General features: G+C 72.5%; 26 protein-coding genes. 12 read left to right on the top strand and 14 right to left on the bottom strand.

Features of this window, described 5'->3' with window-relative positions; translation table 11 throughout:
* Positions 1 to 429 (bottom strand): TetR/AcrR family transcriptional regulator (locus tag ACWGE1_RS13520; RefSeq protein WP_453420649.1); only part of this gene is annotated, 429 nt, incomplete at its 3' end.
* An 87-nt stretch (positions 430 to 516) separates the two neighbouring features.
* Between ACWGE1_RS13520 and ACWGE1_RS13525 the strand changes: the two genes are divergently transcribed.
* Positions 517 to 1,725 (top strand): FAD-dependent monooxygenase, encoded by a 1,209-nt coding sequence (locus ACWGE1_RS13525; protein ID WP_453420650.1) that lies wholly within the window; start codon positions 517 to 519, stop codon positions 1,723 to 1,725.
* A 39-nt stretch (positions 1,726 to 1,764) separates the two neighbouring features.
* The gene (locus tag ACWGE1_RS13530; protein ID WP_453420651.1) at positions 1,765 to 2,214 is read left to right on the top strand and encodes a nitroreductase family deazaflavin-dependent oxidoreductase; all 450 of its coding nucleotides are present in this window, start codon (positions 1,765 to 1,767) and stop codon (positions 2,212 to 2,214) included.
* A 91-nt stretch (positions 2,215 to 2,305) separates the two neighbouring features.
* Here the strand turns inward: ACWGE1_RS13530 and ACWGE1_RS13535 are convergent, their stop codons facing one another.
* From ACWGE1_RS13535 to ACWGE1_RS13560, 6 genes are all read right to left on the bottom strand, one after another.
* A complete protein-coding gene (locus ACWGE1_RS13535) occupies positions 2,306 to 2,770 on the bottom strand; it encodes a hypothetical protein (protein ID WP_453420652.1) in 465 nt (154 codons plus the stop codon).
* Positions 2,771 to 2,895: 125 nt separating this feature from the next.
* Entirely contained in the window at positions 2,896 to 4,707 is a 1,812-nt protein-coding gene (locus ACWGE1_RS13540) for an alpha/beta hydrolase (protein WP_453420653.1), read from the bottom strand.
* An 8-nt stretch (positions 4,708 to 4,715) separates the two neighbouring features.
* The gene (locus tag ACWGE1_RS13545) at positions 4,716 to 5,159 is read right to left on the bottom strand and encodes a hypothetical protein (protein WP_453420654.1); all 444 of its coding nucleotides are present in this window, start codon (positions 5,157 to 5,159) and stop codon (positions 4,716 to 4,718) included.
* Positions 5,160 to 5,292: 133 nt separating this feature from the next.
* Complete coding sequence (locus tag ACWGE1_RS13550; RefSeq protein WP_453420655.1) at positions 5,293 to 6,867, bottom strand: phytoene desaturase family protein; 1,575 nt, start codon at positions 6,865 to 6,867, stop codon at positions 5,293 to 5,295.
* Positions 6,864 to 8,972 carry a protein kinase domain-containing protein gene (locus ACWGE1_RS13555; protein ID WP_453420656.1) on the bottom strand — a complete coding sequence of 703 codons (2,109 nt, stop codon included), beginning with the start codon at positions 8,970 to 8,972 and terminating at the stop codon, positions 6,864 to 6,866. Before ACWGE1_RS13555 ends, ACWGE1_RS13550 begins: the two co-directional genes overlap by 4 nt.
* A gap of 26 nt (positions 8,973 to 8,998) precedes the next feature.
* Positions 8,999 to 9,922 (bottom strand): oxygenase MpaB family protein, encoded by a 924-nt coding sequence (locus tag ACWGE1_RS13560; protein ID WP_453420657.1) that lies wholly within the window; start codon positions 9,920 to 9,922, stop codon positions 8,999 to 9,001.
* 191 nt (positions 9,923 to 10,113) lie between these two features.
* Here ACWGE1_RS13560 and ACWGE1_RS13565 point away from each other — a divergent pair, with 191 nt between their 5' ends.
* Genes ACWGE1_RS13565 through ACWGE1_RS13575 form a run of 3 tightly spaced genes read left to right on the top strand, consistent with a single transcriptional unit; the run spans position 10,114 to position 12,303 of the window.
* A complete protein-coding gene (locus tag ACWGE1_RS13565) occupies positions 10,114 to 10,518 on the top strand; it encodes an SAV_915 family protein (RefSeq protein ID WP_453420658.1) in 405 nt (134 codons plus the stop codon).
* A gap of 13 nt (positions 10,519 to 10,531) precedes the next feature.
* Positions 10,532 to 11,869, top strand: a complete 1,338-nt coding sequence (gene lysA / locus ACWGE1_RS13570) for a diaminopimelate decarboxylase (protein ID WP_453420659.1) — start codon at positions 10,532 to 10,534, stop codon at positions 11,867 to 11,869.
* A gap of 41 nt (positions 11,870 to 11,910) precedes the next feature.
* Entirely contained in the window at positions 11,911 to 12,303 is a 393-nt protein-coding gene (locus ACWGE1_RS13575) for a TOBE domain-containing protein (RefSeq protein WP_453420660.1), read from the top strand.
* Between the two features lie 69 nt (positions 12,304 to 12,372).
* Here ACWGE1_RS13575 and ACWGE1_RS13580 read toward each other — a convergent pair whose 3' ends face one another.
* Positions 12,373 to 14,238 (bottom strand): glycoside hydrolase family 15 protein, encoded by a 1,866-nt coding sequence (locus ACWGE1_RS13580; RefSeq protein ID WP_453420703.1) that lies wholly within the window; start codon positions 14,236 to 14,238, stop codon positions 12,373 to 12,375.
* 107 nt (positions 14,239 to 14,345) lie between these two features.
* Here ACWGE1_RS13580 and ACWGE1_RS13585 point away from each other — a divergent pair, with 107 nt between their 5' ends.
* Complete coding sequence (locus tag ACWGE1_RS13585) at positions 14,346 to 14,903, top strand: MepB family protein (RefSeq protein WP_453420661.1); 558 nt, start codon at positions 14,346 to 14,348, stop codon at positions 14,901 to 14,903.
* Positions 14,900 to 15,313 (top strand): VOC family protein, encoded by a 414-nt coding sequence (locus ACWGE1_RS13590; protein ID WP_453420662.1) that lies wholly within the window; start codon positions 14,900 to 14,902, stop codon positions 15,311 to 15,313. Before ACWGE1_RS13585 ends, ACWGE1_RS13590 begins: the two co-directional genes overlap by 4 nt.
* Before the next feature lie 82 nt (positions 15,314 to 15,395).
* Here the strand turns inward: ACWGE1_RS13590 and ACWGE1_RS13595 are convergent, their stop codons facing one another.
* From ACWGE1_RS13595 to ACWGE1_RS13620, 6 genes are all read right to left on the bottom strand, one after another.
* Positions 15,396 to 15,584 carry a hypothetical protein gene (locus ACWGE1_RS13595; RefSeq protein ID WP_453420663.1) on the bottom strand — a complete coding sequence of 63 codons (189 nt, stop codon included), beginning with the start codon at positions 15,582 to 15,584 and terminating at the stop codon, positions 15,396 to 15,398.
* A gap of 114 nt (positions 15,585 to 15,698) precedes the next feature.
* Positions 15,699 to 17,171, bottom strand: a complete 1,473-nt coding sequence (locus ACWGE1_RS13600) for a sialidase family protein (protein ID WP_453420664.1) — start codon at positions 17,169 to 17,171, stop codon at positions 15,699 to 15,701.
* Between the two features lie 587 nt (positions 17,172 to 17,758).
* On the bottom strand, positions 17,759 to 17,965 hold the full coding sequence (locus tag ACWGE1_RS13605) for a hypothetical protein (protein ID WP_453420665.1): 207 nt from the start codon (positions 17,963 to 17,965) through the stop codon (positions 17,759 to 17,761).
* A 224-nt stretch (positions 17,966 to 18,189) separates the two neighbouring features.
* Positions 18,190 to 18,465: a hypothetical protein gene (locus tag ACWGE1_RS13610; protein ID WP_453420666.1), complete on the bottom strand. Its 276-nt coding sequence runs from the start codon at positions 18,463 to 18,465 to the stop codon at positions 18,190 to 18,192.
* Positions 18,466 to 19,005: 540 nt separating this feature from the next.
* Positions 19,006 to 19,668, bottom strand: coding sequence for a CBS domain-containing protein (locus ACWGE1_RS13615; RefSeq protein WP_453420667.1), 663 nt, complete (start codon positions 19,666 to 19,668; stop codon positions 19,006 to 19,008).
* Positions 19,669 to 19,678: 10 nt separating this feature from the next.
* Positions 19,679 to 20,329 carry an MBL fold metallo-hydrolase gene (locus ACWGE1_RS13620; protein WP_453420668.1) on the bottom strand — a complete coding sequence of 217 codons (651 nt, stop codon included), beginning with the start codon at positions 20,327 to 20,329 and terminating at the stop codon, positions 19,679 to 19,681.
* A 177-nt stretch (positions 20,330 to 20,506) separates the two neighbouring features.
* Between ACWGE1_RS13620 and ACWGE1_RS13625 the strand changes: the two genes are divergently transcribed.
* The 5 genes from ACWGE1_RS13625 to ACWGE1_RS13645 all read left to right on the top strand — a co-directional run bounded on the left by ACWGE1_RS13625 (position 20,507) and on the right by ACWGE1_RS13645 (position 25,963).
* Positions 20,507 to 21,583: a zinc-dependent alcohol dehydrogenase family protein gene (locus ACWGE1_RS13625; RefSeq protein ID WP_453420669.1), complete on the top strand. Its 1,077-nt coding sequence runs from the start codon at positions 20,507 to 20,509 to the stop codon at positions 21,581 to 21,583.
* A 14-nt stretch (positions 21,584 to 21,597) separates the two neighbouring features.
* Positions 21,598 to 22,272 carry a helix-turn-helix domain-containing protein gene (locus ACWGE1_RS13630; RefSeq protein ID WP_453420704.1) on the top strand — a complete coding sequence of 225 codons (675 nt, stop codon included), beginning with the start codon at positions 21,598 to 21,600 and terminating at the stop codon, positions 22,270 to 22,272.
* Positions 22,272 to 23,030, top strand: coding sequence for an HAD family hydrolase (locus ACWGE1_RS13635; RefSeq protein ID WP_453420670.1), 759 nt, complete (start codon positions 22,272 to 22,274; stop codon positions 23,028 to 23,030). Before ACWGE1_RS13630 ends, ACWGE1_RS13635 begins: the two co-directional genes overlap by 1 nt.
* Entirely contained in the window at positions 23,027 to 25,429 is a 2,403-nt protein-coding gene (locus ACWGE1_RS13640) for a glycoside hydrolase family 65 protein (protein WP_453420671.1), read from the top strand. The genes ACWGE1_RS13635 and ACWGE1_RS13640 overlap by 4 nt, the downstream gene beginning before the upstream one ends.
* 84 nt (positions 25,430 to 25,513) lie before the next feature.
* The gene (locus tag ACWGE1_RS13645; protein WP_453420672.1) at positions 25,514 to 25,963 is read left to right on the top strand and encodes a universal stress protein; all 450 of its coding nucleotides are present in this window, start codon (positions 25,514 to 25,516) and stop codon (positions 25,961 to 25,963) included.
* Positions 25,964 to 26,176 lie beyond the last annotated feature (213 nt).

Here is a 26,176-nt window from a genome sequence, read left to right on the forward strand (position 1 = left end):
GAAGTCCGCCTCCAGTTCGGGGTTGCGGGCCGCTTCGAGGCTGAGCTCGAAGCGGGCCAGCTGGCGCTCGCGCCCGACCGTCAGCCAGCGGTGCAGCAGCCCGGCCAGCGCGGCCGCGGCCGTCTCCCGGTCCGCCACCGGGGGCACGGACGGGCCCCCGCCGTCGGGCCCGCTGCCGCGATCACCGTCGAGATCACCGTCGAGGTCGCCGTCGAGGTCACCGACGTCGCCGAGGTCCAGCTCGGCCAGCCGCTGGTAGCAGGCCCCGATCAGGGCCGTCCTCGTACGGAAGTAGTACGAGGTGCTCCCGGCCGGCAGGTGCGCCGCGCCGTCGACCGCACGGTGGGTCAGCCCCCGCAGCCCGGCGGCGGCCACGAGGTCGATCGCGGTGTCGGCGATCAGCGTTCTGCGATCCGCGGTGGTGGACATCAGCCCACTCTACAGCTGTAGAGTGAAGGCCTCGGACTCTACACCCGTAGAGGATCCGGCGGAGCGGCAGGAAGAGAGGGACTCGTCATGTCGGCAGTTCAGCGTCACGCGGTCGTGGCCGGCGCGGGGATCGGCGGACTCACCGCGGCCGTGGCCCTGCACCGCCGGGGCTGGCGGGTCACCGTGTGCGAGCGGGCGGCCGGGCCGACCGCCGTCGGCGCCGGGATCGTGCTCGCCCCCAACGCCCTGCGCGCCTTCGCCACCATCGGTTTCGACACCACCCGCCCGGCGGGCCGCGCCGTCCCCGCCGCGATGGGCCTGCGCCGGCCGGACGGCCGCTGGCTCAGCCGCGCCGACACCACCGCGCTGGCCGCCCGGTACGGGGGCCCGCCGCTCGCCCTGCACCGCTCCGCCCTCGCCGACGCCCTGGCCGCCGCCCTCCCCCCGGGAACGATCCGCCACGGCGTCCCCGTCACCGCGGTGCACGACGCCGACGGCTCCCCGGTGGTCCGCACCGGCGCGGGCGACCTCGACGGCGCCGACCTCGTCCTCGCCGCCGACGGCATCCACAGCCCGCTGCGCCGCCAGTACTTCCCTGACCACCCCGGCCTCCACCACAGCGGGGAGACCGCCTGGCGTACGGTCCTGCCCGCCGCCGCGAGCCCTGCCGAAACGCAGACCTCCGAGACCTGGGGCCGCGGCGAGCGCTTCGGCGTGGTCCCCCTCGCCGACGGCCGGATCTACGTCTACGCCACCGCCGTCGTCCCCGAGGGACACCGCCCCGCCGACGTCCGCACCGAACTCCTGCGCCGCTACGGCACCTGGCACGACCCGATCCCGGCCCTGCTGGATCGGATCGACCCGGCGGCCGTGCTCCAGCACGACCTGTACGACCTGGCCGCCCCGCTCCCCCGCTTCCACCACGGGCGCCTGGCCTGGCTCGGCGACGCCGCCCACGCCATGACCCCCAATCTGGGCCAGGGCGGCTGCCAGGCCGTCGAGGACGCCGCGGTCCTCGCCCATCTCCTGGCCGACGTCCGCGCCGAGGACGTCCCGGCCGCCCTCGCCGCCTACAGTGCGGCCCGCTGCGCGCGCACCGACGCCATCCGCGTCCGCGCCCGCCGGGCGGGCCGGATCGCCGCCCTCGGCCACCCGCTCGCGGTGGCCGCCCGCGACCTCGCCGTCCGCATCACCCCGGCCCGCGCCGCGCACCGGGCCATGGATGCTCTGTTCGACGGATTCGCGCTCCCGGACGGAATCGACACCGTGCCCGCGGGCGTTGGCACTCGTTGGTGAGGTTCGTTGACCGCTCAACACGAAGGCAGGCAGAGCCATATGACGACCGACATCGACTGGGACCACCCGACCGACCCCAAGGAGGGATCCTGGCAGCGGGACCACGTCAAGCTGTACGTGGGCTCGGGCGGCTCCGAGGGCCAGTACTGGGAGGGCACCCAGACCCTCCTGCTCACCACCCTCGGCCGGGTGTCCGGCAAGCCCGTGCGCACCCCGCTCATCTACGGCGAGGCCGGGGGCAATTATCTGGTGGTCGCGTCCAAGGGCGGGGACCCCGCGCACCCGCTCTGGTACCGCAACCTGTCCGAGCACCCCACGGTCCGCATCCAGGTCGGTCCGAAGGTCATGCAGGGCACGGCCCGTACCGCCACCCCCGAGGAGCGCGCCGCGTACTGGCCGGTGATGACCGGGCACTGGCCGGCGTACGACGAGTACCAGGCCAAGACGGACCGCGAGATCCCGATCGTCGTCATCGAACCCGTCGCGTAAGCGCGTCCCCGCCGCACGCGTCCGCCGCACCCACCGCGGCAGTCGGCAGGCAGCCGGGGTCCGTCCTGCGGGACCCCGGCCGCGCCGGGGGTCAGAACCTGTCGACCTCCTTGCCGTCCGGGACCTGGTAGCAGCCGGAGACGACGGTCAGGCTCAGCTTCGGAGGGTCGTTCTTCTTCATCTGGACGACGGTGACGCCGTACTTCTTCTCGGTGTTGTCGGCGGTGAGGGTGAGGTTCCTGGCCTGGCTCGTGTCGGGCTCGTAGCGGACGACCTTCCAGCCGCGCCCCGGCAGTTCGGTCTTGAGCCGCTCCATCGCCTCGTCGAGCTGGTCGGCCGAGGCCGGGTAGAAGCTCCACGGGTGGAAGACCTGGAAGTACTTGGCCGGATCCTTGCCCTTGCACTCCGTGACGCCGGAACGGCTCTCGGATGCCTTTCCCTTGACCCCGATCAGGTCGTAGAGCTCGCTCGACACCTTCTCCACCGCGTCGGCCGCGTCGCGCGAGGTGCTGGTGCCCACGACGGGAATCTCGTCCGGGTCTGCGGAATCGTTCATGCTGCATCCAGTGAAGGTCGTGAGGGCCAGGGACACGAGGAGCGCCGGAGCGCCGGTTCTGATCTTCAAAGCGGGGAGTCTCAATCGTCTGTCGGACCGGGGGGGCTTCCTGCGGGCGGTCGCTCCTACTTCACGTGTGCCCAGGGATTCGGCGGCGGCTTCAGGGTCACGCTCTCACCGTGCCCCGCCACGACCAGGCCCTGGTTGCGCAGGCTCTCGGACTCCCACTTCCAGTATTCGCTGTGACCGGAGACGTTGGAGCCGGTGGTCATCTGGTTGGCGCCGAACTCCGGGTCGCTGGGGATCCGCCACGGGCCGTCCCAGTCGGTGCCGCCGTGCCCGAAGCGGCCGATGTCCGGGACCGGGTCCCCGTCGGCCTCCTGGTTCCAGACGTGTCCCTTGGGCACGTCCATCTGTTCCGCCTTGGGCACCTGGACACCGGGGCTGCCCGCGGTGATGACGTCGTCCGCGTTCAGGTCGCCCTGCCGGGCCGCCGATCCGATCAGGGTCGTGCCGTACGAGTGGCCGATCGCGGTGCGGTGCGGGTCCGAGTCGCCGCTGTGCGACGCGTCGAGGCCGTCCATGAACCGGTTGAAGGCCGGGGCCCCGTCATTGGCGTAGTGGCTGAACGGAGAGTCCTTGACGATGTCCTGGGGGGCGTCGTAGCCGAGCCAGGTGATCGTGGAGACCGGCTTGCCGTCCGCCGCGTCGGTGGCCGTGCGCCAGACGTTCTCCATGCGCCCGATGTCCCCGCCGATGCTTGACAGGTTCGAGGTCGTGCCGGGCACGTAGACGGCCTGGTGCGCGGCCGTGTCCGGGTTCCCGTTGGCCACGATCGCGCGTCCGTTGCCCTCCGGGCTGAAGCCGAGCAGGTACGCCTCGGGCAGGTTGTTCTGGCCCGTCGCGTCGAAGCGCTTCTGGATGCTCTCCATCCCCTTGAGGGAGGCCTGGAGGTGCCGGTACTGGTCGCCGTGCTTCTTGTCCCACGCCATCCATTCGTCGGTGTGCACCTTCGCGGGGTACATGCCGGCGGTGATCCACGTCCACTCGTTGGCGGGCGGCTTGGGGATGCCGTTCAGCGTCATCTGGTAGTTGCCGCGCTTCTCGTCGAAGACGGTGCGGTTGGCCTCGTCCCGGACGGTGGCGGGCAGGCCGTCGAGCCCGCCGACGGCGTCCGGGCGGAGCGAGATCCACGCGGCCTGCTGGTCGGCGTCGAGCCCCTTCCACCAGTCCGCGTTGGCCTGCGGGCTGGCGTCCTTCGGGGGCTGCGGCAGGGAGTCCAGGTAGTGCTGGCCCGCCCCGCGGACCCCCTCCATGTCCTGCCCGGCGTCCGCCCAGTCCCCGGCGGACACGACCAGGTCGTCGTCCGCCTTGAGCTTGCGCACCTGCGGCGCCCACTTCGCGTCCGCCTCGGTGGCCTCGTTCACGGCCTCGGTGATGCGGTTGGCGATGTCCTGGGCGATCGCGAAGTTCGGGTTCGGATCGATGTTGCCGGCCTGCCGCAGGATCCCGCGGGCCGGCTCGGACAGCGTGCCCTTCGCCGAACCGGACTTCGGGGGCGAACCGCCCGGGTTCTCACCCGCCGCCGGATAGGACACGGATCCGTCGGCGCCGACCGTGAACCCCCGCTCGGCCGCGTCCGACAGTGCCCGCTCGAGCTTCTTCCGGGGCGGGTCCATGTCCGCCGCGAAGGCCTTCAGGGCCGTTCCCACCAGGCCGCACTCGACCTGGACGTAGTGGAAGCCCTTCGCCACCTCGCGCAGCTGGCCGACCGCCGCATCCACGGCCTCGCCCTTCAGCGCCTTCTGCATCTGGGCCGCGATCCGCTGCTCCAGCGCATCCTTCGCCTGGCTCGCCATGTCGCTGACCGAGCGGTAACCGGTCGCCGCTTCCTCGAACTCGTGCGGCTTGAACGTCTTCAGTGCCTCGATGTCCACGGCTCAGATCACCTCTCCTGGCCGCCGGTGGCCGGGGTGTCCTGGTACTGCTTCCCCAGTTCCGTGAAGAGGCCCTTGATGTTCTCGTCGGTGAGGAACAGGTCGATCCCCGCCCGCTCCAGCTTGCCCTGCAGCGCGGTGCACCGACCGTTCAGCCCTTCCAGGTACGTCTTCCAGGTCTGGTACACCTCGGACTGCGCCGCCGCGGTCTCCACCCCGCCACCCGTGGCGAGGCCCGTCTGCCCGGTCTCCAGACCGGTCAGCGCCTTCTTCACATCGCCGCCCAGGCCCCCGACCGCAGTGCCCGCCGCCTTCCAGACGGCTTTGCTGGACTGCACGTCGCCACCGCCGCCGCCACCGCCGTCGGCAGCGGCCGCGCTCGCGAGCCGCATACCGGGCGCATCGGCAGCACCGCCTCTGTGGCGCGCCCACTCCTCGTCGAACGAACCCACCGCTCCCCCTTGCATGTACCCGTCACAAAATTCCCGGTAGCAACCTAACGCAACGGCTGCAGCAACGGCCACACACGTCGACGGGTGAGCAGATCATGGTCGGGAAACGGCCACACCCATGAACCCCGCAACCCTAGTGCCCCAGTACCGCCATCGCCGCGTTGTGCCCGGGGACCCCGCTGACGCCGCCGCCGCGGATCGCGCCGGCTCCGCAGAGCAGGACGTTGCGGTGGGCGGTCTCCACACCCCACCGGCCGCCCTCGTCGGCGTAGGGCCACGACAGGTCCCGGTGGAAGATGTGGCCGCCGGGCAGCCGCAGTTCGCGCTCCAGGTCCACCGGGGTCTTCGCCTCGATGCACGGGCGGCCGTCCGCGTCGAAGGCGAGACAGTCCGTGAGCGGTTCGGCCAGGTGCGCGTCGAGCTGCGCGAGGGTGGCCGTCAGCAGGACCTCGCGGGCCTGCTGGTTGTCCTTGTGGAACAGCCGGGCCGGGGCGTGCAGGCCGAAGAGGGTGAGCGTCTGGTAGCCCTGCTCGACCAGTTCCGGGCCGAGGATCGTCGGGTCGGTCAGCGAGTGGCAGTAGATCTCCGAGGGCGGTACGGAGGGCAGTTCCCCCGAGGCGGCCTCCGCGTACGCCCGGGCGAGCTCGGCGTAGCCCTCCGCGATGTGGAAGGTGCCGCCGAAGGCCTCGCGCGGGTCCACGGCGGTGTCCCGGAGCCTGGGCAGCCGGCGCAGCAGCATGTTGACCTTGAGCTGGGCGCCCTCGGGTGCCGGGGCCTGCGCCGCGTCCTGCGGCGCGGTCTCGCCGAGGAGTTCGGCCAGGGCCCGCGGCGAGGCATTCACCAGCACCGTACGGCCGACGACCCGGCCCTCGCCGGTCGCCGTACGGAACACCACCTCGGCCGGAGCGATCCCGTCCGTGTCGATCCGCAGCACCTCGTGGCCGGTGGCGATCTCCGCCCCGGCCTTGGTCGCCGCTGCCGCGAGGGCGTCCGTGAGGGCGCCCATGCCGCCCACGGGCACGTCCCAGTCCCCGGTCCCGCCGCCGATGACGTGGTAGAGGAAGCAGCGGTTCTGTGCCAGGGAGGGGTCGTGCGCGTCGGCGAAGGTGCCGATCAGCCCGTCCGTGAGGACCACCCCGCGGACCAGGTCGTCGGCGAAGCTCCGCTCCACCGCCTGCCCCAGCGGCTCCTCGAAGAGCATCCGCCACGCGGCCTCGTCGTCGATCCGGGCCCGCAGCTCCGCCCGCGTGGGCAGCGGCTCGGTCAGGGTCGGGAACAGCTTCTCGGCGACCCGCCCGGTGGTCCCGTAGAAGGCGCGCCAGCTCTCGTACTCCCGCTCCGAACCGGTCAGCCGCGCGAAGGACTCCCGGGTGCGCTGCTCACCGCCACCGACGAGCAGACCGCCGGGCCGCCCGCCCCGCTCGGTGGGCGTGTACGAGGAGATCGTGCGCCGGCGCACCGCGAACCGCAGGTCCAGATCGCGCACGATCTTCGCCGGGAGGAGGGAGACGAGGTACGAGTAGCGCGAGAGTCTGGCGTCGACGCCGACGAAGGGGCGGCTGGAGATCGCCGCCCCGCCGGTGTTCCCCAGCCGTTCCAGGACCAGCACCGAGCGGCCCGCCCGGGCCAGGTACGCGGCGGCCACCAGGCCGTTGTGCCCACCGCCCACGATCACGTCGTCGTACACGTCCCGCCCGAAGGTCGTCATGGCTCTTGGTAGCACACCTGGCCGAGCCGCTCCAGACAGTGCGCCTCGTCGGCGTGGGCCAGGACCGTGTCGGGATGGTCGTCGCCGAGGGCCCGTTCCCGGATGCCGGAGAGGTCCCGGTAGATGGGCAGCGCCTCGTCCCAGCGGCCCAGCCGGCCCAGCCCGCCGGCCAGTTCCCGGCGGCTGACCAGGGTGTCCGGGTGCTCGGCGCCGCGCACCTCGGCGCGCAGGGTCCCCACCCGGCGGGCCTCGGCCACCGCCTCCTCCCAGCGCTCCAGGCGTCCCAGGTTGACCCCGAGGACGTGCCGGGCGCGGAGCGTCTCGGGGTCGGTCGCCCCGTAGGCGCGGGTGCGGTCGCGGACCAGTCCCCGGAACAGGTCGAGGGCCTGGGCGCTGTTCCCGGTGCGGCCGAGCGCGATGCCGACCTCGTAGCGGGCGGCCAGGGTGTCGGGGTGGTCGCGGCCGAGCACCCGCTCCCGTACGACGGCCACCTCGTGGAAGGCGACCAGGGCCTCCGTCCAGCGCTCCAGGCGGCCGAGCGCGTACGCCGCCTCGTAGCGGGTGAGCAGAGTGTCCGCGTGTTCGGCTCCCAGGACGGCCGCCCGGTCGGCGGCGACCCCGGCGGCGGTGGCATGGGCGTCCGCGTACCGGCCCAGCGCGCCCTGCGCACAGGCCAGGTTGTGCCGGCAGCGCAGGGTGTCGGGGTGGAGCGGGCCCACGGTCCGCTCGCGGGCGACGAGCACCGCGCGGTAGACGTCGTGCGCCTCCTGGTGGCGGCCGAGCCGTCCCAGTTCGTACGCCGTCTCCTGGCGCGCCGCAAGGGTGTCGGCGTGGTCCGCGCCGAGGACCCGGGCGCGCCCCGCGGCCACGGCCGTGTACCCGGCGAGGGCCTCCTCGGGGCGGCCCGCGCGGCTGAGGGCGTAGGCGCGGGCGTGGCCGGCGGCGAGCGCGTCGGGGCTGCCCTCACGCGGCCCCGCGGGGCGCGGGATCCCGTACGCCACGGTGAGCCGCGGATCCTCGGAAGGCTCGGGGCGGACGATGGTCCCGCCGGGGCGGACCGCCGGCCATGCGCCGTCCGGGCGCACTGCCGGATGGCGGCCGGTGGCACGCGCGGCCGTCCAGGAGCCGGTGAGCACGGCCCACTCGCCGCTCGCGGGCCGGGCGTCGATGCCGGCCTTGCGCCCGGCGGTCATCCCGCGGGCCCAGGCCGGGAGCGGGGCCTGGGCGCCGGGAAGCCCGCCCGGTCCCAGACGTGACTCGACGAGCCGGCGGTGGACGTGGCGGGCGTCGCCGGGGCGGTCCTCGGGACGCTTGGCGAGCAGGTCCAGGACCACCTCGTCGAAGTAGCCGGGCAGCTCGGGGCGGTGCTCGCGCAGCGGCACGGGCGCGTTGTCGCGGTGGCCGACCAGCACCGACCAGGAGTCGCCGAGGTCGAAGGGCGGGGCGCCGGTGGCGATCTCGTACAGGACGCAGCCGAAGGAGTAGAGGTCACTGCGGTGGTCGACCTCGCCGCCCGCGATCTGTTCGGGCGACATGTAGTGCGGGGTGCCCATGGCCATGCCGCCGCCGGTGAGCTTGGCGGTGAAACCGATGTCGTGGGCGAGGCGGGCGATGCCGAAGTCGCAGATCTTCACGGTGCCGTCGGTGAGCCGCATGATGTTGGCGGGCTTCAGGTCCCGGTGGACGACGCCCTGGTCATGGGTGTAGCCGAGGGCGGCGGACATCTGCTCGGCGATGTCGACGACCATGTCCACGGGGAGCGGGCGCTTGTCGTTGTCCTCCAGGAGCTGGCTGAGGTTGCGGCCTTCGAGGAGCTCCATGACCAGGTAGAGGGGGCCGCCCGCGGCGCTGTCGTCGCCGAAGTCGTGGACGACGGTGACACCGCGGTGCTGGAGGGACGCGGCCACGCGCGCCTCGCGCCGGAACCGCTCGCGGAGCACCTGGGTGAAGTGGGCGTCCTGCTCGGCGCCGATCGGCTTGAGGCACTTCACGGCGACCTGCCGGCCCAGCGATTCGTCGCGGGCGCGCCACACCTCGCCCATGCCGCCGCGCCCGATCAGATCGAGTGACCGGTACCGGCCCTGGATCAGTCTGGACTCCGCCATGTCTTAAAGCCGCCCCCGTTGTCGCGCTACGCCCTCCCCGGCCGGTCCAGTATGGCCGCTGATGTACGCAGTGTGTACGGCGAGGGGCGGCTCCCGGGGCCCATGCGGCGCATCGCTTTCAAGATGTGACCTGGAGGCAGCTGCCAGCGTAGACCTGCGGGAATGGTGCGCAGTACGCGCCCGGTGAGGCGCAGGCGCCGGGTGACGCTGCGTGGTGCCGGTGCGGGCCGCCCGTACAGCTGGTGCGCCCAGCCGGGGAGGGAACCGTACGCCAGACCCGCGAGGGGTGGCCACAGCAGGTTTCGGCCACGCACGAGGAGGGGGTGGACGGGCGGGGCGCGCAGGAAGTCGTCCACGGCGAGGGCGTCGGGGCCCGCGGCGAGGGCGGGGCGGATCCGGTCGAAGTACGCGGCGAGCCCGGCGGTGTCGGCGGGCACCGCGGCCGGGTCGAGTCCTACGAGGCGGGCGTTCACGCGGTTCTCGTCGACGTAGCGGTCGGCCTGGGCGGGTGTGAGGGGGACGCCGGAGCGGCGCAGGACGTGCAGGAAGCTGTCGATCTGCGCGCAGTGGATCCACAGCAGCAGCCCGGGGTCGTCCACGGGGAAGCGTTCGCCGGTGGCCGGATCGGTGGCCGACAGTTTGCTGTGGATCGTGCGGACGCGCAGGCCCGCGCGCTCGGCGGCCTCGGTGGTGCCGTAGGTGAGGGTGCCGACGAAGTCGGCGGTGCGCAGCAGGCGTCCCCAGGCGTCGGGACTGCCGCCGTACCGGTCGAATGCGGCCGAATTCTCCATGACCCCGCGGACGGCGCGCGGGTGGAGGGCCTGGAGGTAGAGCGCCCGGATCCCGGCGATCCACATCATCGGGTCGCCGTGGCACTGCCAGGTGACGGACGACGGGCCGTACAGCCCCGGATCAGCCACGGGTCCGGGTCCGGTCGCGGTGTTCCCCATCCCGTACCTCCCCGTCGCAGGCGCCCGGCGGCTCCAGCCTACCGATCCGGGGCGGCCGTCAGCGATGCGTATGGAGCGGGCCCACGACCGTCAAGGTCCCGTCAGGGGCCGGGGTGGAGGGCGCCGGGGCGGGGATAGCTTCGGCGTCACCGACCGATCGAACACCGATCGCGGCCCTCCAGGAGGACCCCATGTGCCTGATCCATTACGCCGAGGACCCCGAGCCCGAGCCCGAGGACCCCGACCCGGCGGACCCCGGGCCGGATCGCCCCGGGCCGGAGGGACGGGTCCCGGCCGGGCTCCCGACCGGGCTGCTGTACGTGCCCGTCCGGCCGGGAACGGCGGAGGTGGTGCTGCGGATGTTCCGCACCCCGCTGGGCGAACGCACCGCCGTCGGATTCACCCGCACGGAGCTGCTGGCCGCGACGCTCGGACCGCACGCCCCCTGGATCCGGCTCTCCGCATCCGCGCTCCGGGCGCTGGCCGCTCCCCTCGGCACGTCCCTGCTGACGATCGACCCGACCTTCTCGGCACCCGCCGTCACCCCGGTGCCGGAACGCCCCGGGGTCGCCCGGGCCGCGGTCCGCACTCTCTGAGGGGAAGCTCTCCATGACCACGACCGAATTCCGCGGGGCCGTCACCACCGGCACGGACGACCTCTCCGTCTGGCCCGCCTCCACAAACCGCCTTCCGCACGGTGGACTGGCCGTCGGCGGGGTGTCCCTGGCGGATCTCGCCGAACGCTTCGACACCCCGGCGTACGTGCTGGACGAGGGCGAGGTGCGGGGGCGCTGCCGGACCTACCGCGACGCCTTCCCGGAGGCCGAGGTGCTCTACGCGGCCAAGGCGTTCCTGTCCCGGGCCATGGTGCGCTGGGTGGGCGAGGAGGGCCTGGGGCTCGACGTGTGCTCCGCCGGCGAGCTCGAACTCGCCGTCACCGCGGGCTTCCCGGCCGATCGGATCGTCCTGCACGGCAACGCGAAATCGCCCCGCGACATCGAGGCGGCGCTGCGGCTCGGCGTCGGCCGGATCGTCATCGACAGCCCTTCGGAGATCGCGCGGCTGGCCGCGGCCGTCGGAACGGGCGGCCGTCAGAGGGTTCTGGTCCGGGTGGTCCCGGGCGTCTCGGCCGGCGGCCACGAGAAGATCCGGACGGGGACGGACGGCCAGAAGTTCGGCCTGTCGGCGGGCGACGGCTCCGCTCAGCACGCGATCGCCCGCATCCTCGGCCAGCCGCAGCTCGACCTCGCCGGCCTGCACTGCCACATCGGCTCGCAGATCACCGAGGTCAAGCCGTACGTGACCGCGGTGCGCCGGATGGTGGGCGTGATGGCCCAGGTGCACCGGACCCACGGCGTGGCGCTCCGCGAGCTGGACATGGGCGGCGGGCACGGGGTGGCCTACCGGCCGGGGGAAGCGGCTCTCGACACCGTCGCCCTCGCGCGCCGGCTCCGTACGGAACTGGTGGCCGGCTGCGCCGCCGCGGGGCTGCCCGTGCCGCGGCTGGCCATCGAGCCGGGGCGCGCGATCGTGGGCCCGGCGGGGGTGGCCCTGTACCGGGTGCTGGCCGTCAAGCACTCCGGGGAGCGGGTGTTCGTGGCCGTGGACGGCGGGATGAGCGACAACCCGCGGCCCGCGCTGTACGGGGTGCGCTACGCGCCCCGCCTCATCGGGCGCCGTTCGGCGGCCGATTGCCGTACGGCCACGGTCGTGGGCCGTCACTGCGAGGCGGGCGACATCCTGGCCTCGGACGTTCCCCTGCCCGCGGACGTCCGGCCGGGCGATCTGCTGGCGGTGCCGGTGGCGGGCGCGTACCAGCTGTCCATGGCCTCGGGCTACAACCTCGTGGGCCGCCCTCCGGTGATCGCGGTCCACGAGGGAACGGCGCGCCTGCTCGTCCGGCGCGAGACCCTGGACGATCTCCGCCGCCGGGACGTCGGGGCGTGAGGACCGTCCTGTTCCGGGTTTCGGCGGCATAGAGTTGCGGGGTGCAGCTCTACACGATCGGCGAGGCCGCCCGACTCCTCCGCGTCAGCACCGACACCGCCCGGCGCTGGGCGGACGCGGGCCGCTTCCCGACCCTGCGGGACGGCAACAGGCGGATGGTCGAGGGCGTCCATCTGGCCGCCTTCTGCGTGGCACTCGCCCGGGAGGCCGCCGAGGGCGACGCCGAGTCCGCCACCTCGGCCCGCAACGCCCTGCCCGGGATCGTGACGGCGGTGACGCTCGGGGAGGTCGCCGCCCAGGTCGAGATCCAGGCCGGCCCGCACCGCGTGGTCTCCCTGCTGACCCGCGAGGCGGTCGAGGAGCTCGGCCTCGCGGTCGGCGTGCAGGCCGTCGCCCGTGTGAAGTCCACCAGCGTCCACATCGACCTCGACTGAACGCACCCGCGCACCCCGGGTCTTCGCCTTCACCCTCACCGTCGCCGTCGCCTTTGCCTTCGCCCTCGGTCAGTCCTTGTCGAGGGGCTTGTCCAGTTCCGCGTCGAGGGCGAGGGCCGCGACGATGAGGGCGAGATGGGTGAAGGCCTGCGGGAAGTTGCCCAATTGCTCTCCGGTGGGGCCGATCTCCTCGGCGAAGAGCCCCACGTGGTTCGCGTAGGTGAGCATCTTGTCGAAGGCGTAGCGGGCCTGTTCGGCCCGGCCGGCCCGGGCGAGGGCGTAGACGTAGAGGAAGCTGCACAGGGAGAAGGTGCCCTCCGAGCCCCTCAGTCCGTCGGGCGAGGCGGCGGGGTCGTAGCGGTAGACGAGGCTGTCGGAGACGAGTTCGCCGTCCATGGCCTCCAGGGTGGACAGCCAGCGCGGATCCTTCGGGGCGATGAAGCCGACCAACGGCATCATCAGCAGGGAGGCGTCCAGGACGGTGGTGTCGTAGTGCTGGACGAACGCCCGGCGCTCCTCGCTCCACCCGAGGGTCATGATCTGCTGCAGGATCGCGTCGCGGGCGGCGGTCCACCGGGGGATGTCGGCCGGGCGGGCGAGCTCGGTGGCCTGGCGGATGCCGCGGTCCAGGGCGACCCAGCACATGAGGCGGCTGTAGGTGAAGTCCTGCTGACCGCCCCGGGTTTCCCAGATGCCCTCGTCCGGTCGGTCCCAGTTGTCGCACAGCCAGTCCAGGACGCCGGCGAAGTACCGCCAGGCGTCGTAACCGGCCGCCTCGGCGGTCCGGCCCACCTGGGCGAGCGCGTAGATGGCCTCTCCGTAGATGTCCAACTGCAGCTGCCCGGCGGCGCCGTTGCCCGCGCGCACCGGGGCCGAGCCACGCCAGCCCGCCAGGTGGCCGAGGACCTCTTCGGTCAGGTACGGGTCCCCGTCGACGCGGTACATGATCTGCAGCGGCTCGCCGTTGGGGGCTCCGCCGTCCTGTACCCGTTTCTGGAGCCAGCCGCGGAAGGCGTTCGCCTCGTCGCTGAAGCCGAGGTCGGACATGGCCCGCACTGCCAGGGAGGCGTCACGGACCCAGGTGTAGCGGTAGTCCCAGTTGCGCTCGCCGCCCTCTTCCTCGGGCAGGCCCGTGGTCGCGGCGGCGATCGGCGCGCCGGTGGGCGCGTACGTCATGAGCTTGAGGGTGATGGCGGAGCGGTTGACGATCTGCTGCCAGCGGCCGCGGTAGGTGCAGCCCCCGACCCAGCCGTGCCAGAAGCGGCGGACCGCGGAGAACTCCTCGGCCAGGCCGTCGGGGGTCGGCGGCGGTGGAGCCTCGCCTCCCGCCTCGTCTCCCGTGTTGCACACCGTCAGGACGGCGGCGGCGCGTTCACCGGCCGACAGGGTCGCCGTGGCCCGTACGTCGTCCCCGTCGGCCTCCAGCGCGAGGCGGCCGACGGTCTGCAGGTGGGCGGTGATGCCCGGCCCCTCGAAGTGCGCGCCCGTACCGTCCAGGACGAGCTCGTGGTGTGCACGCCCGTAGTCGAAGCGCGGGCGGCACTCCAGCGCGAAGCGCACGGAACCGCGTACCACGCGCAGCACGCGTACCACCCGGTGCCGGTCGGTGACGGTGTGCGGCGCGTCGACGGGCATGAAGTCGACCACCTCCCCCACGCCCTCACGGGTCAGGAACCGGGTGATCAGGACGGCCGTGTCGGCGAGGTAGAGCTGGCGGGTGACGACACCGCCGTCCCCGGCTTCCGGTGTGTCCGCGGTGGCCGCGGTGATCGCGAACCGGCCGCCGCGGTCGTGGTCGAGGAGCGCGGCGAAGACACTGGGCGAATCGAAGCGGGGCGAGCAGAACCAGTCCAGCACGCCCTCCGAGGAGACCAGCGCGCACGTCTGCAGGTCCCCGATCAGACCGTGCTCGGCAATGGGCGGATAGGGGCGCATCACCCCTCCACGGATCGCGGGGCGGCCCTCGGTCTCATTCTCGGGGCCTGCGCCGGTGATCGCCATGCGGACCGGGGTCGCGGTCCGGGCCGTGGCAGGGTGAAGGCATGACGACGCACCACGAGCACCCCTCCCCGCCCAGCACCGCACCGTGGTCGGACACCGACACGGTCCACCCGGACCTCGCCGCGGCCAAGGCACTCGTCTACGACCCCTGCGGATTCTCCTGCTCGCTGCCGGTCCCCGAGGCCGAGGGCGCCGCGTACGCAGCCCACGCCTTCACCCTGGACGGCCTCGCCGTCCGGTTCCGCGCGGCCAGGACGACCCCCACGAAGGTCGGCCAGTTCGTCACCGTCTGGAAGCGGTCCCCCGCCGGGCCGATCCAGCCCTTCGACGCAGCGGATCCCGTGGACCTCTTCGTCATCGGCGTCGGCGACGCTCACCACCTCGGCCAGTTCGTCCTCCCCATGGAGGCGCTCCGCCGCCACGGCGTCGTCTCGACGGACGGCTCCGGCGGGAAGCGTGCCTTCCGCGTCTACCCGCCCTGGGTCACCACCGCCAACCGTCAGGCCGACCGTGCTCAGGCATGGCAGCTGGACCACTTCCTGCACCTGCACCGGGACCGGCCCGTCGACCTGGACCGTGCCCGGGAGCTGTACAAGTGAGCCGGCCGGTCAGCGGTGCGCTGCACCACGTCGAGCTGTGGGTGCCGGACCTCGACCGCGCGATCGCCTCGCTGGGCTGGCTCCTGGAGGAACTGGGCCACACCCCTTTCCAGCACTGGGCCGACGGCCGCAGCTGGCGGCTCGGGCCGACGTACCTGGTCGTCGAACAGTCCCCGGCGCTCACCGCGGACCGGTACGACCGCTGCCGGCCGGGGCTGAACCACCTGGCCTTCCACGTCGAGGACGCGGCCGCGGTCGAGCGACTGGCGCAGGAGTCGACGCGACACGGCTGGCACCTGATGTTCCCGGACCGCCATCCGTACGCCGGCGGCCAACAGCACTGCGCCGCCTACCTGGAGAACGACGACGGCTTCGAGGTCGAACTGGTCGCGATCCCGTCGCCCGGCTGACGGCCGCGACCGCCCGCTGCCGGTTCAACCACGCGACTGCGCCACAGACGTGCGGGCCGTGCGGGCCGTGCGGGCCCGGCCGTCAGGTGCGGGGGCCGGCCCCGAGGCTGCGCCGGATGGCGACGAATCCGGGCTCCGCACGCGGGACGGGCTGCTGGAGCATCTCCTCGGCAGCCCGCTCCGCGGCCGTACGGCCACGCACGGCACGCACCTCCTGCTCGTCGTCGGGGCGGTTCGGTCCGTGCCCGAGAGGGCGGCGCATGGTGTTCACCACCGAAGTCTCGCAGCCCTCCTGACGACCTGTCGGGCGGGGGCGCCGTGGTGCGCCGTGGTGCGCGCAGTCAACGGCTGCCCGCTCTGCGGGGACCTGTCCCCTCCGCGTCGGTCAGCTGGTGCGGAAACTGCTGGTGTACACGTCCGTACGGTTCTGTGGTGCTCCGGAGTTGGTCTCGGTGAGCACCGCGCGTACTCCCTCGCCGTCCGCCACCAGGCCCTGGTAGTCGCCGAGGAAGTAGCCCCCGGCGAACGGTGCCTGCAGCCAGTCGAAGATCCGCGAGATGCGTCGCTCGGTCCGGCGCTTCGGGTCTCCGTGCGGCAGGGTGGCCAACTGGTAGGCGGTGGGCAGGGTGGTGGTGTCGCCCGGCTCCAGGAAGCGCAGGTCGTAGTAGGTGAGTGCGACCGTGCCCCGCTCGTCGACCGCGATCGACGGGGAGAAGGCCGGCACGTCCTTCGGGCTGATCAGCTCCGGGGCTCCCCAGGTGCGTCCGCCGTCGGTGGAGCGCACCAGCTGGACGGAGTCGAACCTGCCGCCGGAGAAGTCCGAGCCCTCGTACGCCATGTAGAGCGTGCCCGTCTTCGGGTCGACGGCCGGGCTGGGCAGCGTGGACGCGGCGCGCAGCAGCTTGGTGGGGTCGTTCGGGTCGACCTCCGGTACGGAGGTGTCCTTGGCCACGGTGACCGGGGCGCTCCAGGTCTCTCCGGCGTCGGTCGAGGTGACCATCTCGTAGCGGGCTTCGACGACGGTGCTCAGGTCGTCGGAGTGGGTGATCCGGTCGAAGAAGTCGTACAGGGCGCCGGTGTGCCGGTCGACGACGATCAGATGGCCGATGGTCTGGGTGTTGGGCACGGTGCCGGTGTCGACGAAGGGCCGGGCCCCGCTCCAGGTGCGGCCGCCGTCGCGGGTGACGGAGATGTAGCCCGGACCGTCGAGGGAGCTGGGGCCGGGCGGGTCGTTGTCGAGGCGGTTCCAGACCTGGTAGGCGGTGCCCTCGCGGATCGGGTCGGCGGTGAGCGAGGGCTTGTCGTTGAAGAACGGCTGCTCGTCGACGTGTGTGGTGGTGAGGTTCTGCCAAGTGCGGCCGCCGTCGCGGGACGTGGCGGCCAGGAGGCCGGTGCGCGTGCTCTTGATGAAGTCGACGCCCTCGCCGCTCGCGTAGACGGTGCCGTCGGGTCCGGTGCTCACCCAGGGGTCGGTGGCCCGTTCGAAGTCCGCGCCGCCGGGGGCGCACAGGCTGAACGGCAGCGTGCTCCGGTGGAAGGTGTGGCCGTCCGTGGTCCAGCCGGCCACCAGGCCACGGGCGCCGCCGTCGTTCCAGCGGTCCTGCTGGAACACGGTGACCACGCGCTTGGAGTCGCGCGGATCGACGGACAGGTACGGCTCGACCTCGGTGGCCGGGTGGACGATGCTGTCGGGGGACCTGGCTCCGATGGTGCAGTTCGCGTACGGGTCGCCGTGGGACACCTTGACCAGTGGTGCGCCGTCGGGGTTCCGCTCTGCTGCGGCGGGAGTCGCGCCGGTGACCGTGACGAGCAGGAGTGCGGCGGTGGTGACGGCGGTCAGGGGCAGGAAGACGCGCATGCAGAATTTCCTCCGGGCCTGTCGGCTGGGGCACGGGACCGCCGTCATCGGGCGGCCCGGGGCGCGGAGGCGTACCGGAACGCGAGGGTGGGGCGACTCCGCTTGGTCCTTTTCGGCGTTGCAGCCGGTGCCCTTGATGGGCCGAACGACGGAGTCGTCCCCGGAGTCGTCACCGGGGTCGTCGAGGAGCAAGGCGAAGCCGACCGGCGGGTGCACCGTGCACCGCGCCGGTCGGCTCCTTGGTCGTGCTGTTACTGCGCCGTCCCGTGGGCCCCCGGAGAGGGCCGTGGGCCGTGGGCCGGTTGGCGACGCCGGCGGGTTCGGCCTTGGCCGGGACGGGTTGGTGGAGCGGGCTGAACTGCTGGACCTCTTCCGGGGTGGGGATGAGTCAGGGCATCGGCAGAGGACCGCTTCGATGCGGACTGCGGCGCGATGGCGTCCACCGTCGCGGGTACCGCGGTGTCGAGACGGGCGCGGGCGATCCGCCCAGCGGTGGCCCGCGGGCCGTCACCCCGTACGCACCGCGCCGGGTGCACCGGCCGGACCGCTTGCCCAGCCGTGCGCCGACCGGTCAGGTGGCCGACCGGTCAAGTGATCGTCTGCGTGGTCCCGTCAGGCAGCGCGCAGGTGTAGCCGGCGTAGGGGCGTGCAACGACCTGTCCGCCGGCGGCCGTGCACTCGTCTCTGGAGATGTTCGGAGACGAGGCGGCCCCGGCGCTGACAGCGCCGACGGCGCTCATGCCGGCCAGGGTTGCCGCGGCCAGGGCGAGGCCCAGGATTCTTCGCATGCGCATGACTTCCTCCTCCTCTCAGGCGCCTTCGTTCGGCCTTCGGGAAGGACAAGTCTCAAGACGACGGCGCCCTCTTACTCAGCATGGGCGCTCCGCATGAGGCCCGCGAGGCGGGGCTGGGCGCCGCACCCGGGTGGTGACTGTCCGGCCCCGGAGAGGCATGACGTCACCGGTCTCGACCGGCCGCATCCGACCGGTGCCGGCGGGCGGCTGCCGCACGCGGTCCTCTAACGCGGTTCGTGGGCCGCCGCCCGGCAGGCACCGGTCGCGGCGCCGCCCGCCACTCCGGCTCCGGTCAGCCCGGTCACACAACTCTGCAGGTCTCCGACCACGCCACGGCTGCAGGCCGCTGCGACGGAGTCGGAATCGGTGGCACCGGCCTGTTGGGCCATCTGTGTGCAGGCGGGGATGTCCGCCCGGACCGCGGGAGCGGTGAGGACCGCACCGCCGAGGGTGAGGGTCAGGCCGGTGAGGGCACCGGCGATACGGGTCGACGTGCGCATGGGACGCACCTGCCTTCCGGGTTGGTCGCGCGGTCCTGGTCACGGCGGGCCGGATCCACGCGGTGAGGCCGCCCGGCAGCGCTCGGCGGGTGGTGCCCCGGCCGAAGGGCTCACAGGCTGACCGCACGACTGGGACGCACTCGGACCTGCACTCGCGGGCCCCTCACTCCAGCGTCGCATCCTCTCCCCCGCCCGTCCTGGGCACCCTGGGCGGGCGGCCGAGCCGAGTAACTGCGATGGTGCGAAGCGCGGTAGGCGACCCGTCCGGCCGGCCAGCGCGCCGGTGGGAGGCCAAGGCGCCGCCGGGGAGAGCGAAGCCCGGCAGGACCGCGGCGCATGCCGGTCTCCAGCATGTCGCCACACCGGACCAGCCCCGCCCAAGGAGCCGCACCGACCGCCGTTTTCGCTCGTCAGCGGCGGGCGAAGCCGCCGAATGGCCCAACACGACGTGCCACCCACATGGGTGAGAAGCTGAAGAGTGCCCCAACTGAGGCAATCCGAGAAAGGGGCGGTCAGTTCGTTCTCCTCCTGGGGAGGGAGTCAGGAACGGGCGGCGTCGGCTCGGTACTTGAGCTGACAGTGGACTTCAACGATGCCCTCGACGGAGTGGGTGAGGCGTTCGGCCAGGGGGATCAGGGCGCCGTCGCGGACCTGGCCGGTCAGGGTGGCGATGCCTTGGGCCACGGTGACCTTGACCGCTTCGTGGGAGAGGGGGAAGAGGCGATCGACGACGGTGCGGCGGATCTCGGTGGCGAGTTCGTCGTCGGTGCGGAGGAAGACCTTGAGGAGGTCGGCGCGGCTGACGATGCCCTTGAGGGTGCCGTCGGCATCAACGACAGGGAGGCGCTTGATGTGCCGGTCGGCCATGAGGCGGGCGGCCCGGGGCAGGGTGGCATCGGGCCGGATCGTGACGGCCGGGGTGGTCATCAGGTTCTCGGCGCGGGTGGAGCCGGCCTTGGCGGTGTCGCCGAGGCGGCGCATCTGCTCGATCAGGCCCGGCTGGTGCTCGTGGAACTCCTCCTTGGGCAGGAGATCGGCCTCGGAGACCACGCCGACGACGTGGCCCTCGCCCTCGATGACGGGTAGGGCGGTCACCTTCCACCGCTCCATCGCGGTGGCGATGTCCTTGAAGCCGGTCGAAGGGGTGACGGCGATGACCTTGGTGGTCATGACGTCGGCGACGGTGTAAGGGGTGGAGGTCATGGCGAAGTCCTCAGTGTGCGTGGGCGAGCGGGGTGCCGCTGCCGTGAGGGGCGAACAGGTCGAGGAGGCGGGTCCGCGCGGAGCCGAGTCGGTCTCGGCCCGCTGGTACGCCTTGGGGATTCGGGTGCCGGCCGGGAGGGTCACCGGGTGGGAGGGTCACCGGGTGGGAGTGGGCGAGCAGGGCTTCTCGGGCTTCCGGTGCCATGGCTGTGAGGATGGTGTGCATCGTGTGGTCGACGTCGTCGTCGTAGAGCGGCTTGGCGGGCCGGTGCTTGGACCAGCCGTGCTGGTTGGCGTGCTCGGCGGCCTCCATCTGGAGGCGGGCGCTGTCGCGGAGCACGATCTCGGCGAGACGGGCGGCGGTGGCGCTGGTCAGGATCGGTCCGCGGAAGCCGTGCCGGACCAGTCGCGGCAGGTACCCGCAGTGGTCCAGGTGGGCGTGCGTGACGACGACGGCGTGGATGTCCGAGGCGTCGCACGGCAGCTTGTCCCGGTTGCGGCGGCACAGGTCCGCGACACCCTGGAAGAGTCCGCAGTCGACGGGGATCCGGGCGTGGTCGCTCTCGACCAGGAACTTGCTGCCGGTGACCGTCCGCACTCCGCCGAGGAACCTCAGCAGGGCCGGGCGGGCGGAAGCAGGGGACGGGGCTGACCGGGACATGGCAGCAGCCCTCCTTTCGGAACGGATGCCGGTCTCCACCGTCGCACCGGGACACCCTGTCCGCCGGGTACCGACCGGTCCCGGGTAGGGACCGACCGGCCCAAGCGGGACGGAGGGATACGGGCACAGCCTGATCGTGACCCCCTCCCGCACAGCGCACAGAGAGAAGGCCGCGCCATGAAGGCACTCGTCTTCCACGGGCCCGGACAGACCTCCTGGCAGGACGTCCCGGACCCCTCCATCAAGGACGCCGCCGACGCGATCGTCCGGGTCGACGCCGTCACCATCTGCGGCACCGACCTGCACATCATCAAGGGCGACGTCCCAGAAGTGACGCCGGGCCGCATCCTGGGCCACGAGGCCGTCGGCACCGTCGTCGAGACCGGCGGCGACGTGCGCAGTGTCCGCCCCGGTGACCGCGTCCTGATCTCCTGCATCTCTGCCTGCGGCCGCTGCCGCTTCTGCCGTGAGGGCCACTACGGCCAGTGCCGCGGAGGCGGCGGCTGGGTCCTGGGCCACACCATCGACGGCACCCAGGCCGAGTACGTACGCGTCCCCTTCGCCGACCTCTCCGTCCACCCGCTGCCCAGTGCCCTGGCCAGCCACGACGCCGTACTGCTCGCCGACATCTTCCCGACCTCCTACGAGGTCGGCGTGCTCAACGGCAACGTGCGCCCCGGCGACACCGTCGTCGTGGTCGGCGCCGGACCCATCGGCCTGGCCGCCATCGCCACCGCACAGCTCTACAGCCCCGGGCGGATCATCGCCGTCGACCTCGCCGCCGCCCGGCTCGCCGCCGCGCGCGACCTCGGCGCCGATGCGACCGTGAGCGCCGACGAGGAGCCCGAGCGGCTGGTGGAGGACCTCACCGACGGGCTCGGGGCGGACACGGTCATCGAGGCCGTCGGCGTGCCCGAGGCGTTCGAGATGTGCACCCGCATGGTCCGCCCGGGCGGCCGGGTCGCCAACATCGGCGTCCACGGAAGGCCCGCCGTCCTCCACCTCGAAGACCTGTGGATCAAGGACGTCACCATCACCACCGGCCTCGTCGACACCCACTCCACCCCCATGCTGCTGCGCATGATGGCCGCCGGCCGCCTGCCCGGGGCCGCGATGGTCACCCACCGCTTCGAGCTGGACCAGATGGAAGAGGCGTACGACGTCTTCTCCCGCGCCGGCGAAACCGGCGCCCTCAAGGTCGTGCTCGGCGGACCGCAACACGACACGGTCGCCGTACCGCCGCAGGAGCAGTGAGCGCCGTGAAGAGCATGCCGAGTACCCGTCCCCAGCAGTCCGGGGAGATGGCCGGACGCACCGACCTGGGCCGCCGCCTGGCGGCCCGCCGTGAAGCCCTCGGTCTGAGCCGCGACGAACTGGGCCGGCGGTGCGGCGCCGACGGCACGTACATCGCCTACCTGGAGGAGCGTGCCGCCAGTCCTGCCATCGGCACCCTCGTACGGGTGGCCGACGCCCTCGGCCTCACCGTCGACGATCTGACCGGAGCCGGCGCCCTCCGCGTCGCCGGCCGGTCCACCGCCCGGCGCGACAGTGCGCTCGTACCGCTGGACGAGACCGAATGCCGGCGGCTGCTCAACACGCACGGCGTGGGCCGCATCGCCATCTTCACGCCCGAAGGCCCGGCCGTCCTCCCCGTCAACTACCTCGTCGCAGGTCCCGACATCGCCTTCCGCACGTCCGCGGAAGCCGTCACGGCCGGAGCGGCCGGAACAGAGGCCGCCTTCGAGATCGACAACATCGACGACGTGACCGCCAGTGGTTGGAGCGTGCTGGCAGTAGGTGAACTGGCGGCCGTCACGGACCCGCACGATCACCACCGCCTCAACACCGCGGCCCGCTCCCAGCCCTGGGCCGGCGGCCCGCGCAACCACTGGATGAGGCTCACCCCCGCCCGGATCACCGGCCGTCGCGTGGTACACGACTGATGAACGGCCTACGCGCGGTCGTCTTCGACACCGACGGAGTGCTCCTCGCCACGGCGGACCGCCACGCGGCCGCCTGGAAGGAGACCTTCGACGGCTGCCTCCCCGAGTGGCAGCCATCGCGCGCCGGTGCACGACCGCGCCCGTTCGACGCCGTCCGCGAGTACCGCGAGCTGGTCGACGGCAAGGCCCGCCTCGACGGCGTACGCGCCTTCCTCGCTGCCCGCCACATCCACCTCCCGCCCGGGGCACCCGGGGATCCGCCCGGGTGCGCCACCGTCCACGCGGTCGCCGCCCGCAAGGAGGAGGTCTTCTCCGCGATGGTGCGGACCGAAGGAGTCCGTACCTTCGACGACGTGCGGCCCGCGCTCCAGGAACTCCGGGAGAAGGCGGTCCTGTGCGCAGCTGTCTCGGCTTCCCGGCACGCCCGCTCCCTCCTGGCATCCGCAGACCTGATCGGCTGCTTCGACGCCCTGGTGGACGGCCGGGAGGCGGCCGCACTCTCACTTCCGGGCAAACCCGAACCTGCACTCTTTCTTGAGGCTGCCGGCCGTCTTGGCGTGCCTCCCACACACGCCGCCGTGGTGGAGGACGCTCTCGCCGGCGTCGAGGCGGGACACCGGGGCGGATTCCGGTTGGTGGTGGGACTCAACCGCGCGGACGACCCACGCATGAGGGACGCCCTGGGCGCGCACGGCGCCGATCTCGTCCTCCCCGACCTCAGTGGGCTGCCCGCGGTACTCGAAGGCGATCGCCCGTGACCACCACCGCCTGGCGCTGGGAGTACCACCGCTACGACCCCAAGACCGAGCGGCTGGTCGAGTCCCTGTGCGCCCTGGGCAACGGCCGCTTCGCCACCCGTGGTTCATCCCCCGAGAGCGTCGCCGACGACATCCACTACCCGGGCACCTATCTCGCCGGCTGCTACAACCGGCTCGCCTCCACCGTCGGCGGACGAACGGTCTCCAACGAGGACATGGTCCGGCTGCCGGACTGGACCGCGCTGCGGTACCGCTGCCTGCCTGACGGCGCACCGCCCGGCGACTGGCTCACACCCGACCACCCTGCTCTGCGCCACAGTCACGTATCGCTGGACCTGCGCGCCGGTACGCTGACCCGCCGCATGCTCTTCCACGACGCCGAAGGCCGCCGCCTGGGCGTCACGCACACCCGTCTCGTCCACATGGGCGACCCGTACCTGGCCGCGCAGAACACGGTCTTCAGAGCGTACGGCTGGAGCGGCAGGATCGAGATCGAGTCCGTACTCGACGGCGACGTCACGAACGCGGGAGTCGACCGCTACCGCGCCCTGGCCGGGCGGCATCTCGTCGAGCACCGGGCCGGGGTGGAGGCGGAGGGCACCGCCTGGCTGTCCTGCACCACCGCCACATCCCGGGTACGGATCGGGCTCGCGGTCCGGACATCAGCACGTCCTCTGGCACCGGTAGGCAGGGCATGCACAGCCACCACCGCCACACAGACGCTCATCCTGCCGATCAAGCGGGCCACGCCGGTCGTCGTCGTGAAGACCGCCGCCCTGTGCACCTCGCTCGACCGCCCCTGGGCCGATCCCGTGCGACGCAGCATCGACTGCGCCACGCACGCCCCGGACTTCCCCTCGCTGCTGGCCTCCCACCGTGCGTCCTGGCAACGGCTCTGGAACGAAGGCGAGTTGAAGGTACCGGGCGAGACGGGGAGGGTTCTGCGGCTGCACGCCTTTCATCTCCTGCAGACCCTCTCGCCACACACGGCGGAGCTCGACGCCGGCGTCCCCGCCCGCGGCCTTCACGGCGAGGCGTACCGGGGCCATGTCTTCTGGGACGAGCTGTTCGTCCTGCCCTACCTCGCCCTCCACCTCCCGGAGACCGCGCGCGCCCTGTTGATGTACCGGCACCGACGGCTCCCCGCGGCCCGGGAGGCCGCCCGCCGGGCCGGGGCGAAGGGTGCCATGTTTCCCTGGCAGAGCGGCAGTTCCGGATCCGAGGAGACACAGCGACTGCACCTCAATCCGCGCTCGGGCCGCTGGCTTCCGGACCACTCCCATCTCCAGCATCACGTGGGGTCGGCCATCGCCTGGAACGTGTGGCGGTACGGGCGGGCCACCGGCGACACCGGATTCATGCACGGCCCGGGCGCCGAACTCCTCCTGCACATAGCCCGCTTCTGGGGGGACGCGGCGACCTGGGACACCGGCCTCGGCCGCTACCGGATTCGCGGCGTCGTCGGCCCGGACGAATACCACGACGCCTACCCGGACGCCGCAGCTCCCGGCATCGACGACAACGCCTACACCAACGTCACCGCCGCCTGGGTACTGGCCCGCGCCCTCGATCTGTACGGGGAACTCCCGGCGGCCCGGCGCACCGAGCTCCTCACGCAGCTCGGCATCAGCCCCGACGATCTCACCGTCTGGGAGGACGTCTCCCGCCGCTTGTACGTGCCGTTCCACCAGGACGTGATCAGCCAGTTCCACGGTTATGGAGACCTCGCCGAGCTCGACTGGGAGGGCTACCGCGCCCGCTACCACGACATCCGCCGCCTGGACCGCATCCTGGAGGCCGAGGGCGACACGCCCAACCGCTACCAGGCGTCCAAGCAGGCCGACACTCTCATGCTCGGCCACCTCTTCCGCCCCGCGGAACTCGAACAACTGTTCCTTCGGCTCGGATACCGCCTCGACGACGACCTCTGGCGCAGGACGGTGGACCACTACCTGCGGCGCATCTGCCACGGCTCGACCCTCAGCAGCCTCGTCCACGGCTGGGTCCTCGCCCGGGAGCAGGGCCCGGACGCTTGGCGCTACTGCCAGGAAGCCCTGCTCGGCGACATCACCGACGTCCAGGGCGGCACCACCGGCGAAGGGATCCACCTCGGCGCCATGGGTGGCACCCTCGACCTCGTCGAGCGCGGCATCGTCGGACTCGAGCCCCACGGCGACGGCCTGCACATCGACCCGGTGCCCCTGTCCGAAGTGCCCGGGTCCTCGTTCTCGATCTCCTACCTGGGGCACCGGGACATCCGCATCCGGTTCCGGCCCGGCCGGCTCGGCATCAGCGTCCCCCGGTCGTCCCTTGGTCCAGTACCCCTGCTTCTGCCCGGAGACCGGCGCGAACACATTTCCGCAGGCCAGGAGCGGTGGTTCCGCCTCCCCAAGGGCTGACACGGCAGCCGCCCCCTGCTCGCGTGGCGGGGCGATCGCGATGCGCACACTGTGGATGTATCAGCCGTCGGAAGGGTGAACGGAATGGACAGGCAGCAAGAGGTTCCGCGGATCGTGGTGGGCGTCGACGGATCGCCCTCGTCCCAGGCCGCGCTGCGCTGGGCGGTCCGGTACGCAGGCCTGGTGGGTGGGCGAGTAGAGGCGGTCGCAGCGTGGGACCTGCCCGGTGCCGCGTCGTGGTCGGCCCCGGCGGTGGACACCACGTTCGACGAGGAAGAGGCCGAACAGCGTCTGGTCGAGGAGGTCCGCACGGTCCTCGGTGAGGACGGCGCCTCCTCCGTGCACCAGCGTCTGGTGCGCGGCAATCCGGTCGACGTCCTGGTGGATGCGGCAGAGGGTGCGGACATGCTGGTCGTGGGCAGCCGCGGGCGCAGCAGCTTCAGCCGAGCCCTGCTCGGTTCGGTGAGCCAGCAGACGGCACTCCACGCTCCGTGCCCGATCACCATCGTCCGGGCCGACGGACCCGTCGAATAGCCCCCACCTCGGCAAGCCCGACGTACGGGTAGTGGGCGACAGCTCCAGCGGCGCGATCTCCTCACCCCGGCGCGTGTATCGCCTGCCGCGACAGCGGGTGGCGGGGCGGGCCGGGGGCGGGGCCCCCCGCCCCCGAGTGGCGAGTTGCGCCCGCGGGGGGCCCGGAAGCCCCCCCCGGGCGGGGGTGGAAAAAAAGCAGATAAAAAAAACACA

This window comes from Streptomyces sp. NPDC054932, assembly GCF_053610205.1.

What these genes read in the sequence shown, in the direction of transcription:
- ACWGE1_RS13645 (WP_453420672.1), top strand. Translation starts at nt 25,514, where the DNA reads ATGGACAGGCAGCAAGAGGTTCCGCGGATCGTGGTGGGCGTCGACGGA.
- ACWGE1_RS13580 (WP_453420703.1), bottom strand. Translation starts at nt 14,238, where the DNA reads ATGCGCCCCTATCCGCCCATTGCCGAGCACGGTCTGATCGGGGACCTG.
- ACWGE1_RS13530 (WP_453420651.1), top strand. Translation starts at nt 1,765, where the DNA reads ATGACGACCGACATCGACTGGGACCACCCGACCGACCCCAAGGAGGGA.
- ACWGE1_RS13565 (WP_453420658.1), top strand. Translation starts at nt 10,114, where the DNA reads ATGTGCCTGATCCATTACGCCGAGGACCCCGAGCCCGAGCCCGAGGAC.
- ACWGE1_RS13555 (WP_453420656.1), bottom strand. Translation starts at nt 8,972, where the DNA reads ATGGCGGAGTCCAGACTGATCCAGGGCCGGTACCGGTCACTCGATCTG.
- lysA (WP_453420659.1), top strand. Translation starts at nt 10,532, where the DNA reads ATGACCACGACCGAATTCCGCGGGGCCGTCACCACCGGCACGGACGAC.
- ACWGE1_RS13585 (WP_453420661.1), top strand. Translation starts at nt 14,346, where the DNA reads ATGACGACGCACCACGAGCACCCCTCCCCGCCCAGCACCGCACCGTGG.
- ACWGE1_RS13615 (WP_453420667.1), bottom strand. Translation starts at nt 19,668, where the DNA reads ATGACCTCCACCCCTTACACCGTCGCCGACGTCATGACCACCAAGGTC.
- ACWGE1_RS13550 (WP_453420655.1), bottom strand. Translation starts at nt 6,867, where the DNA reads ATGACGACCTTCGGGCGGGACGTGTACGACGACGTGATCGTGGGCGGT.
- ACWGE1_RS13630 (WP_453420704.1), top strand. Translation starts at nt 21,598, where the DNA reads ATGCCGAGTACCCGTCCCCAGCAGTCCGGGGAGATGGCCGGACGCACC.
- ACWGE1_RS13635 (WP_453420670.1), top strand. Translation starts at nt 22,272, where the DNA reads ATGAACGGCCTACGCGCGGTCGTCTTCGACACCGACGGAGTGCTCCTC.
- ACWGE1_RS13625 (WP_453420669.1), top strand. Translation starts at nt 20,507, where the DNA reads ATGAAGGCACTCGTCTTCCACGGGCCCGGACAGACCTCCTGGCAGGAC.
- ACWGE1_RS13610 (WP_453420666.1), bottom strand. Translation starts at nt 18,465, where the DNA reads ATGCGCACGTCGACCCGTATCGCCGGTGCCCTCACCGGCCTGACCCTC.
- ACWGE1_RS13560 (WP_453420657.1), bottom strand. Translation starts at nt 9,922, where the DNA reads ATGGGGAACACCGCGACCGGACCCGGACCCGTGGCTGATCCGGGGCTG.
- ACWGE1_RS13600 (WP_453420664.1), bottom strand. Translation starts at nt 17,171, where the DNA reads ATGCGCGTCTTCCTGCCCCTGACCGCCGTCACCACCGCCGCACTCCTG.
- ACWGE1_RS13525 (WP_453420650.1), top strand. Translation starts at nt 517, where the DNA reads ATGTCGGCAGTTCAGCGTCACGCGGTCGTGGCCGGCGCGGGGATCGGC.
- ACWGE1_RS13605 (WP_453420665.1), bottom strand. Translation starts at nt 17,965, where the DNA reads ATGCGCATGCGAAGAATCCTGGGCCTCGCCCTGGCCGCGGCAACCCTG.
- ACWGE1_RS13620 (WP_453420668.1), bottom strand. Translation starts at nt 20,329, where the DNA reads ATGTCCCGGTCAGCCCCGTCCCCTGCTTCCGCCCGCCCGGCCCTGCTG.
- ACWGE1_RS13535 (WP_453420652.1), bottom strand. Translation starts at nt 2,770, where the DNA reads ATGAACGATTCCGCAGACCCGGACGAGATTCCCGTCGTGGGCACCAGC.